Origin of the sequence: Pseudomonas sp. Ag1 (assembly GCF_000278565.1) — a bacterium.
Taxonomy (GTDB): domain Bacteria; phylum Pseudomonadota; class Gammaproteobacteria; order Pseudomonadales; family Pseudomonadaceae; genus Aquipseudomonas.
This window is the reverse complement of sequence record NZ_AKVH01000057.1, coordinates 17,454-27,551: the sequence shown is the minus strand read 5'-3', so window position 1 is coordinate 27,551 and position 10,098 is coordinate 17,454. Positions and strand designations below refer to the sequence as shown.

General features: G+C 63.1%; 8 protein-coding genes. All 8 read left to right on the top strand.

Going from position 1 to position 10,098, the window contains the following annotated elements:
• Positions 1-293 precede the first annotated feature (293 nt).
• The 8 genes from A462_RS29575 (at position 294) to prfB (ending at position 10,076) form a co-directional block, all read left to right on the top strand.
• A complete protein-coding gene (locus tag A462_RS29575) occupies positions 294-1,916 on the top strand; it encodes a methyl-accepting chemotaxis protein (RefSeq protein WP_008431121.1) in 1,623 nt (540 codons plus the stop codon).
• Positions 1,916-2,428, top strand: coding sequence for a chemotaxis protein CheW (locus A462_RS29580; protein ID WP_008431120.1), 513 nt, complete (start codon positions 1,916-1,918; stop codon positions 2,426-2,428). Before A462_RS29575 ends, A462_RS29580 begins: the two co-directional genes overlap by 1 nt.
• The gene (locus A462_RS29585) at positions 2,428-3,690 is read left to right on the top strand and encodes a CheR family methyltransferase (RefSeq protein WP_008431117.1); all 1,263 of its coding nucleotides are present in this window, start codon (positions 2,428-2,430) and stop codon (positions 3,688-3,690) included. Before A462_RS29580 ends, A462_RS29585 begins: the two co-directional genes overlap by 1 nt.
• Complete coding sequence (locus A462_RS29590; RefSeq protein ID WP_008431115.1) at positions 3,687-4,373, top strand: chemotaxis protein CheW; 687 nt, start codon at positions 3,687-3,689, stop codon at positions 4,371-4,373. The genes A462_RS29585 and A462_RS29590 overlap by 4 nt, the downstream gene beginning before the upstream one ends.
• Entirely contained in the window at positions 4,370-6,673 is a 2,304-nt protein-coding gene (locus tag A462_RS29595; protein WP_008431113.1) for a hybrid sensor histidine kinase/response regulator, read from the top strand. Before A462_RS29590 ends, A462_RS29595 begins: the two co-directional genes overlap by 4 nt.
• Entirely contained in the window at positions 6,670-7,680 is a 1,011-nt protein-coding gene (locus A462_RS29600) for a chemotaxis response regulator protein-glutamate methylesterase (protein WP_003219250.1), read from the top strand. The genes A462_RS29595 and A462_RS29600 overlap by 4 nt, the downstream gene beginning before the upstream one ends.
• Before the next feature lie 51 nt (positions 7,681-7,731).
• On the top strand, positions 7,732-8,733 hold the full coding sequence (locus A462_RS29605; RefSeq protein WP_003219248.1) for a diguanylate cyclase: 1,002 nt from the start codon (positions 7,732-7,734) through the stop codon (positions 8,731-8,733).
• Between the two features lie 247 nt (positions 8,734-8,980).
• Positions 8,981-10,076 (top strand): peptide chain release factor 2 gene (prfB, locus tag A462_RS29610; RefSeq protein WP_096236834.1). Its coding sequence is split into 2 segments (ribosomal slippage): positions 8,981-9,052 and positions 9,054-10,076, totalling 1,095 coding nucleotides; the frame shifts between segments, so codons are not numbered across the junction.
• Positions 10,077-10,098: the final 22 nt, after the last annotated feature.

The window sequence follows — 10,098 nt, the reverse complement described above, 5'->3', positions numbered from 1 at the left end:
GGCCAGGGATGGCCCATGACGGCGGCCCACGGTCCAAAGCCGGAGTGAGGGCACACCGAGCCTAGGCGAGGTGCCGARTGGTGGGGCAAGAGCGTTTTGCTTACTTTTGCGCTKTTCAAAAGTGAGCCGCTGTAAGAGCGGAACCAATAGCAGCCGTTACCGCAGCAACGGATATGCCCCCCCAAGAAAACTTTCCTCCCCCGAGCGTGACCCAGATCCCACAACCCGTTGATTAATGATGGCATCCGCTCAGCTATACTCCTCTCCATTTGAATGGCCCTCGAGGAATTACTGTGAAGAACTGGACCTTGCGCCAACGGATTTTGGCGAGCTTTGCGGTCATCATCGCGATCATGCTGCTGATGGTAGTGGTCTCGTATTCACGCCTGTTGAAGATCGAACTCAGCGAAGAATCAGTCCGTGACGACGCAGTCCCGGGGGTGTACCTGAGTTCGATGATCCGCAGTGCCTGGGTCGACAGTTACCTGCAAACCCTCGATATCATTGGCCTGCGCGAAGACAAGGGCCTCACCGACGCCGACAAGACCGACTTCAAGTCTTTCGAAACCCGTATCCTCACCCAGATGGCCAATTACAAGGCGACCATCAACGGCGGCGAGGACCAGGCCGAATTCGATAAATTCGAAGCCCTGCACCAGGCCTATAACAAGGCCCTGTCCGGCGTTCTCGACCACCTGCAGAACCACGACGTGGCCGCCGCCCGCAAACTGTTCGACGCCGAGCTGACCCCGACCTGGACCGCAGGCCGCATGAAGCTCAACGACATCATCACCGAAAACAAAAACGTCGCGGACCGCGCCACCAACGCTATCGACGACGCCGTGTCCGCTGCAAAAATCAGCATGGGCGTCTCGCTGATCCTCGCGATCCTCGCCGCTGGCCTCTGCGGCCTGCTGCTGATGCGCGCGATCATGGCGCCGATGAAACGCATCGTCGACATCCTCGAAACCATGCGCACCGGCGACTTGAGCAAACGCCTGAACCTCGAACGCAAGGACGAATTCGGCGCAGTAGAGACCGGCTTCAACGACATGATGACCGAGCTCACCGCCCTGGTGTCCCAGGCACAGCGCTCTTCGGTACAGGTCACTACCTCGGTCACCGAGATTGCCGCGACTTCCAAGCAACAACAGGCCACGGCCACTGAGACCGCCGCGACGACCACCGAGATCGGCGCTACTTCGCGGGAGATCGCTGCTACTTCCAAGGACTTGGTCCGTACCATGACCGAAGTCTCCACCGCCGCCGACCAGGCCTCGGTGGCCGCCGGCTCCGGCCAGCAAGGCCTGGCGCGCATGGAAGAAACCATGCACTCGGTGATGGGCGCGGCCGACCTAGTGAACGCCAAGCTGGCGATCCTCAATGAGAAGGCCGGCAACATCAACCAGGTGGTGGTGACCATCGTCAAGGTCGCCGACCAGACCAACCTGTTGTCCCTCAACGCTGCCATCGAGGCCGAGAAGGCCGGTGAGTACGGTCGCGGGTTTGCCGTGGTGGCCACCGAAGTGCGGCGCCTGGCCGACCAGACCGCCGTGGCCACCTACGACATCGAGCAGATGGTGCGCGAGATCCAGTCGGCGGTGTCGGCCGGGGTGATGGGCATGGACAAGTTCTCTGAAGAAGTGCGCCGTGGCATGTTCGAGGTGCAGCAGGTGGGCGAGCAGCTGTCGCAGATCATCCATCAGGTGCAGGCCCTGGCGCCACGGGTGTTGATGGTCAACGAAGGCATGCAGGCCCAGGCCACCGGCGCCGAGCAGATCAACCATGCGCTGGTGCAGTTGGGCGATGCCAGCAGCCAGACCGTGGAGTCCCTGCGTCAGGCCAGCTTTGCCATCGACGAGCTGAGCCAGGTCGCCGTCGGCCTGCGCAGCGGCGTGTCGCGTTTTAAAGTCTGATGAACGACCTCACGGCTAAACGCGGTGCCGTTGCGGCAGTGAAGAAAGCACTGTTCCTGGTGTTTCACATCGGTAATGAACGGTATGCCCTCAAGGCCACGGAAGTGGCCGAGGTGCTGCCGCGCCTGCCGCTCAAGCCCATTGCCCATGCGCCTGCGTGGGTTGCCGGGATCTTTGCCCATCGCGGGGCAATGGTGCCGGTGATCGATCTCAGTGCCTTGACCTTCGGTACGCCGGCCCAGGCCCGCACCAGCACGCGCCTGGTGTTGGTCAATTATCAGCCGGATGCACTCACTCCGGCACGCTGGCTGGGGCTGATCCTCGAACAGGCCACCGATACCCTGCGCTGTGACCCGGCGGAGTTCCAGCCCTACGGCCTGGACAACCGCCAGGCACGTTACCTGGGCCCGGTGCGCGAAGACGAGCGTGGCTTGATGCAGTGGATCGGCGTGGCGGACCTGCTGACGGCTGACGTGCAGGCGCTGCTGTTTGCCGCGGGCGAGGAGGGTTGATGAGCAGTGATCAACGCTTCTTCGACTTCCTTAAGGAGCGCATTGGCCTGGACGTTGCCTCGGTGGGCGAAGCGATCATCGAGCGTGCCGTACGCCAGCGCAGCATGGCGCTCAGCGCGCAGACTGCCGATCAATACTGGCAGCAATTGCAGGCCTCCACCGACGAACAGCAAGCGCTGATCGAAGCGGTGATCGTCCCCGAAACCTGGTTTTTCCGTTACCCCGAATCCTTCGCCACCCTGGGCCGGCTGGCGGTCGCCCGCCTGGCCGAAATCAAGCAGATGCGCGCCCTGCGGATCCTCAGCCTGCCGTGTTCCACCGGCGAAGAACCCTATTCGATTGCCATGGCCTTGCTCGACGCCGGGCTGGCACCGCATCAGTTCAAGGTGCAGGGCATGGACGTCAGCCCGCTGTCGGTGGAGCGCGCCCGCCGTGGGGTGTACGGCAAGAATTCGTTTCGCGGCCAGGACCTCGAGTTCCGCGATCGCCACTTCACCGATCAAACCGACGGCTACCGGATTGCCGACCGGGTACGCGAACAAGTGCGCCTGCAGGTGGGCAACCTGCTGGACCCCACGCTGCTGGCCAACGAGCCCACCTACGATTTTGTGTTCTGCCGCAACCTGCTGATCTACTTCGACCAGCCGACCCAGAAGCAGGTGTTTGAAGTGCTCAAGGGCCTGACCCACGTCGACGGCGTGCTGTTTATCGGGCCTGCCGAAGGCAGCCTGCTGGGGCGCCTGGGCATGCGTTCGATTGGCGTGCCGCAGTCGTTTGCCTTCAGCCGGCATGCGGAGCCCGCGCCTGAACCGGTATTTGTGCCGATGCCCGCGCCGATTCCTCAGCGCAGTGCCGCGCCTATCCCGACCAGGCCCCGGCCGTTCAGCACCGTCAGTGCCCAAGTGGTACCGATCAAGCCGCCGCCCCCGCAGTCGGACGCCGCCGATCTGCTCAGTCAGATTGCGACCCTGGCCAATGAAGGCAAGAGCCTGGAAGCCCGTGCTGCCTGCGAGCGTTATTTGCAGAGCCATCCGCCGGCGGCCCAGGTGTTTTATTGGCTGGGCCTGCTCAGCGATGTGGCCGGCAGCGCCCTGGAAGCCCAGGGTTATTACAGAAAAGCCTTGTACCTGGAACCCCAGCACCCGCAGGCCTTGATGCACCTGGCCGCGTTGCTCGAGTCCCAGGGCGATGTCGCCGGCGCCCGGCGTTTGCAGGCTCGTGCCGCGCGCAGCGAGCGAGCTGACAGTGAGCGTAAATCATGACCCTGGATCCCGACCTGAACCTGACCCTGGCCGATACCCAGGCCATCGATGACTGCTGGAACCGCATCGGCATCCACGGTGACAAGTCCTGCCCGCTGCTGGCCGAGCACATTCACTGTCGCAATTGCTCGGTGTATTCCGCCGCCGCCACGCGCCTGCTCGACCGTTATGCCTTGCAGCAGGACGATCACCGCCCCGTCGCGACGCCGGAAGTCGAGGGTGATGTCCTCACCCGTTCGCTGCTGATGTTCCGCCTCGGCGAAGAATGGCTGGGCATCGCCACTCGCTGCCTGGTGGAAGTGGCGCCGTTGCAGCCGATCCATTCCTTGCCCCATCAGCGTTCCCGCGCCTTGCTGGGCGTGGCCAACGTGCGTGGCGCACTGGTGGCGTGCCTGTCCCTGGTGGAATTGCTGGGGCTGGACAGCACCGGCAGCGGCCCCAGTGGCGCACGAATCATGCCGCGCATGCTGATCATCGCGGCGCAGGACGGCCCGGTGGTGGTGCCGGTGGACGAAGTGGACGGTATCCATGCCATTGATGAACGCACCTTGAACGCGGCGTCTGCCTCCGGCACCCAGGCCAGCGCCCGCTATACCCAAGGGGTGTTGCAGTGGAAAGGCCGCAGCCTGCGCTGGCTGGACGAGGCGCAATTGTTGTCTGCCGTGACCCGGAGCCTCACATGACCCCCGACCAGATGCGCGATGCCTCGCTGCTGGAGCTGTTCAGCCTGGAAGCCGACGCCCAGACCCAGGTGCTCAGCGCCGGCCTGCTGGCCCTGGAGCGCAACCCGACCCAGGCCGACCAGCTCGAAGCCTGCATGCGCGCCGCCCATTCCCTGAAGGGCGCGGCGCGGATTGTCGGGGTAGACGCGGGGGTCAGCGTGGCCCACGTGATGGAAGATTGCCTGGTCAGCGCCCAGGAAAGCCGCTTGTACCTGCTGCCGGAACATATCGACGCACTGCTGCAAGGCACCGATTTGTTGATGCGCATTGCCACGCCGGGCAACACCGTGGGCCTGGCGGACATCGAGTCCTATGTGGCATTGATGGAGCGGTTGCTCGATCCGTCGCAGAAAGTCGCGCCGCCCGCTGCGCCAAAGCCTGCGCCGCCGCCCACACCCGCGCCAGAACCTGAATTGTCGATGGAAGCGCTGCTGACCCTGCCGCCGGAGCCCGAGCCCGCGCCGCCGGTCAGTGCCGAACTGCCACGCCAAAATAAGCGCATGACCGAAGGCGGCGAGCGGGTGTTGCGGGTGACCGCCGAACGTTTGAACAGCCTGTTGGACCTGTCCAGCAAGTCCCTGGTGGAAACCCAGCGGCTCAAGCCTTACCTCGCCAGCTTGCAACGCCTCAAGCGCATCCAGAGCAACAGCGCCCGCGCCCTGGAAAACCTCGACGGCCACCTCAAGACCGTCGACCTGAGCCTGGAAGCCCAGGAAGCCCTGACCGACACCCGCCGCCTGTTGAGCGAAGCCCAGGCGCTGCTCGCGGAAAAAACCGCCGAAATCGACGAGTTCGGCTGGCAGGCCGGGCAACGCGCCCAAGTCTTGTACGACACGGCGCTGGCGTGCCGCATGCGGCCGTTTGCCGACGTGCTGGCCGGGCAGGTGCGCATGGTGCGTGACCTGGGCCGCAGCCTTGGTAAACAGGTACGCCTGGAAATCGAAGGCGAGAAAACCCAGGTCGACCGCGATGTGCTGGAAAAGCTCGAAGCGCCGCTGACCCATTTACTGCGCAATGCTGTGGACCACGGCATTGAAATGCCCGAGCAACGCCTGCTGGCGGGCAAACCGGCTGAAGGCCTGATCCGCCTGCGGGCGTCTCACCAGGCCGGCTTGCTGGTGCTGGAGTTGAGCGACGACGGTAACGGTGTCGACCTGGAGCGCCTGCGCGGCACCATCGTCGACCGGCAGTTGTCGCCGGTGGAAACCGCCCTGCGCCTGAGCGAAGAGGAACTGCTCACGTTCCTGTTCCTGCCGGGGTTCAGCCTGCGGGAAAAGGTCACCGAGGTCTCGGGGCGCGGGGTCGGCCTGGATGCGGTGCAGCATATGGTGCGCCAGTTGCGCGGCGCGGTGGTGCTGGAGCAGACGGCGGGGCAGGGCAGTCGCTTCCACCTGGAAGTGCCGTTGACCCTGTCGGTAGTGCGCAGCCTGGTGGTGGAAGTTGGCGAAGAGGCCTACGCCTTCCCGCTGGCCCACATCGAGCGCATGTGCGATCTTGCGCCCGACGACATCGTGCAACTGGAAGGCCGCCAGCATTTCTGGCACGAAGGCCGGCATGTCGGCCTGGTCGCCGCCAGCCAGTTGCTGCAGCGCCCGCCGGGGCAGGGCAGTCAGGAAACCCTGAAGGTCGTGGTGATCCGCGAGCGCGATGCGGTCTACGGGATTGCCGTGGAGCGTTTTATCGGCGAGCGCACGCTGGTGGTATTGCCCCTGGACGACCGGTTGGGCAAGGTCCAGGACATCTCCGCCGGAGCGTTGCTCGATGACGGTTCGGTGGTGCTGATCGTCGACGTCGAAGACATGCTGCGATCGGTGGACAAACTGCTGAATACCGGTCGTCTGGAGCGCATCGCCCGACGCACCCAGCAAACCCTCGAAGCACCGCGCAAGCGTATTCTGGTGGTGGATGACTCGCTGACCGTGCGTGAGCTGCAACGCAAATTGTTACTTAATCGCGGTTATGAAGTGGCCGTGGCAGTCGATGGCATGGATGGCTGGAACGCGCTGCGCTCCGAAGACTTCGACCTGCTGATCACGGACATTGATATGCCTCGCATGGACGGTATCGAATTGGTCACACTCTTGCGCCGTGATACTCGCCTGCAATCCCTGCCGGTGATGGTTGTTTCCTACAAGGATCGGGAAGAAGACCGTCGTCGTGGACTGGACGCCGGCGCCGACTATTATCTAGCCAAGGCCAGCTTCCATGACGACGCGCTGTTGGACGCGGTGGTGGAGCTGATTGGAGGAGCACGGGCATGAGGATTGCGATCGTCAATGACATGCCCATGGCCGTGGAGGCCTTGCGCCGGGCGTTGAGCCTTGAGCCGGCCCACGAAGTGGTGTGGGTTGCAGGCAACGGCCTGGAAGCAGTGCAGCGTTGCGCCGAGTTCACGCCCGACCTGATTCTGATGGACCTGATCATGCCGGTGATGGACGGTGTGGAGGCCACCCGGCAGATCATGGCCGAGACGCCCTGTGCGATCCTGATTGTCACCGTCGACCGCCAGGCCAACGTCAGCCGTGTATTCGAAGCCATGGGCCATGGCGCCCTGGACGTGGTTGACACGCCTGCACTGGGCGTGGGCAATCCGAAGGACGCCGCGGCACCGCTGTTGCGCAAGATCCTCAATATCGGCTGGCTGATTGGCCAGCGTGGCAGCCGCGTGCGGGCCGAGCCTGCGCCCCAGCGGGCCACGGGCAAACGCCAGAGCCTGGTGGCCATCGGTTCGTCCGCAGGCGGCCCGGCTGCCCTGGAATCCCTGCTCAAGGGCTTGCCCCGGGACTTCTCGCCGGCCATTGTGCTGGTGCAGCATGTGGACCAGGTGTTCGCCGCCGGCATGGCCGAATGGCTGAGCAGTGCCTCGGGCCTGCCGGTGCGCCTGGCCCGGGAAGGCGAGCCGCCCCAAAGCGGTGTCGTGTTGCTGGCGGGCACCAATCATCACATTCGCCTGCTGAAGAACGGCACGCTGGCCTACACCGCAGAGCCTGTGAACGAGATTTACCGGCCGTCCATCGACGTGTTTTTCGAGAGCGTCGCCAGCTACTGGAATGGCGATGCCGTTGGCGTGCTGCTGACGGGGATGGGGCGTGATGGCGCCCAGGGACTTAAGTTGATGCGTCAGCAAGGCTACCTGACCATCGCGCAGGACCAGCAAAGCTGTGCTGTTTACGGCATGCCCAAAGCGGCAGCGGCGATTGACGCGGCTGTTGAAATTCGCCCATTGGACAGAATTGCGCCACGATTGCTGGAGGTATTCGCAAAATGACCGATATCACACGCTGTCCTGGCCTGCAGGTAGTAATTCAGGTGACCGTAAATGAATGATTTGCAGCTCGACGACTTCAAGACCGACGAAAACGCCGCCATGGTGCTGCTCGTCGACGACCAGGCGATGATCGGCGAGGCCGTACGCCGGGGCCTGGCCCATGAAGACAATATCGACTTCCACTTTTGCGCCGACCCGCACCAGGCCATTGCCCAGGCGATCCGTATCAAGCCGACGGTGATCCTGCAGGACCTGGTGATGCCGGGTCTCGATGGCCTGACCCTGGTGCGCGAATACCGTAATCACCCGGCGACGCAGAACATCCCGATCATCGTGCTTTCCACCAAGGAAGACCCGCTGATCAAGAGCGCGGCGTTTGCTGCCGGGGCCAACGATTACCTGGTCAAGCTGCCCGATAACATCGAACTGGTGGCGCGCATCCGCTATCACTCGCGCTCCTACATGACCCTGTTGCAACGGGACGCGGCCTACCGGGCGCTGCGGGTCAGCCAACAGCAGTTGCTGGACACCAACCTGGTGCTGCAACGGCTGATGAACTCCGACGGCCTGACCGGGCTGTCCAATCGCCGGCATTTCGACGAATACCTGGAACTGGAATGGCGCCGCGCCATGCGTGACCAGACCCAACTGTCGCTGCTGATGATCGACGTGGACTTCTTCAAGACCTACAACGACAGTTTCGGCCACCTGGAAGGCGACGAGGCGTTGCGCAAGGTGGCGGCGACCATTCGTGATGCCAGCAGCCGTCCTTCGGATTTGCCGGCGCGTTATGGCGGTGAAGAGTTTGCCCTGGTGCTGCCCAATACCTCGCCGGGCGGTGCTCGGCTGGTGGCCGAGAAGCTGCGCCAGGCGGTGGCGAGCCTGAAAATCCCGCACATTGCCCCGGCAGAAGGGGCGAGCCTGACCATCAGTATTGGCTTGGCGACCATGACCCCGGTGCAGGGCACCGATTGCCGGCAATTGATCTCGGCGGCGGACAAGGGCCTGTACCTGGCCAAGCACAATGGGCGCAATCAGGTGGGGATCGAGTAGGGAATACGGTCTGCGGGATGTCGCAGACCTAATGTGGGAGCGGGCTTGCTCGCGAATGCGGTGTGTCAGTCAATGCATCTGGCGACTGAACCACCGCATTCGCGAGCAAGCCCGCTCCCACATTTGATCTTCATCGCTGTCTGGATGGTGCATATCCCCGCCTTTTCGGCCAAGCGGACTGCCGTTATCAGCCGTTTGTCGTTATACTCGTCGGCTTTCAAAAGTTCGCCAACGAGTGCTGCCCGCCATGGAAATCAACCCGATCCTTAACACCATCAAGGACCTGTCCGAGCGCTCCGAAACTATTCGGGGGTATCTTTGACTACGATCAAAAGCATGAGCGTCTGACCGAAGTCAATCGCGAGCTTGAAGATCCGGCTGTCTGGAACAAACCTGAATATGCCCAGGAACTGGGCCGCGAGCGCGCTGCGCTGGCGCAGATCGTCGACACCCTCGACGAATTGAACACCGGTCTGGGCGATTGCCGCGACCTGCTGGACATGGCCGTCGAAGAAAACGACGAAGGCGCAGTGGGCGATGTCGTCGCCGAGCTGGCCCGTCTCGAGGAAAACCTCGCCAAACTCGAATTCCGCCGCATGTTCAGCCATGAAATGGACCCGAACAACGCCTACCTGGACATCCAGGCCGGTTCCGGCGGCACCGAAGCACAGGACTGGGCCAACATCCTGTTGCGCATGTACCTGCGCTGGGCCGACAAACGCGGTTTCGACGCGACCATCATGGAACTGTCGGCCGGTGAAGTCGCCGGCATAAAGGGCGCGACCGTGCACATCAAGGGCGAATACGCCTTTGGCTGGCTGCGGACCGAGATCGGCGTACACCGCCTGGTGCGCAAGAGCCCGTTCGACTCCGGCAACCGTCGCCACACGTCGTTCTCCGCCGTTTTCGTCTCGCCAGAGATCGACGACAAGGTGGAAATCGAGATCAACCCGGCAGACCTGCGGATCGACACCTACCGTTCCTCCGGTGCCGGTGGCCAGCACGTAAACACCACCGACTCGGCCGTACGTATTACCCACGTACCGACCAATACCGTGGTGAGCTGCCAGAACGAACGTTCCCAGCACGCGAACAAGGACACCGCCATGAAAATGCTGCGGGCCAAGTTGTACGAGCAGGAAATGCAGAAACGCAACGCCGCGTCCCAGGCGCTGGAAGACACCAAGTCGGATATCGGCTGGGGTCACCAGATCCGCTCGTATGTGCTCGACGCGTCGCGGATCAAGGATCTGCGTACCAACATCGAACGCAGCGACTGCGACAAGGTGCTCGACGGTGATATCGACGAATACCTGGAAGCCAGCCTGAAATCTGGCCTGTAACTCCTTTGTAGGAGCCGGCTTG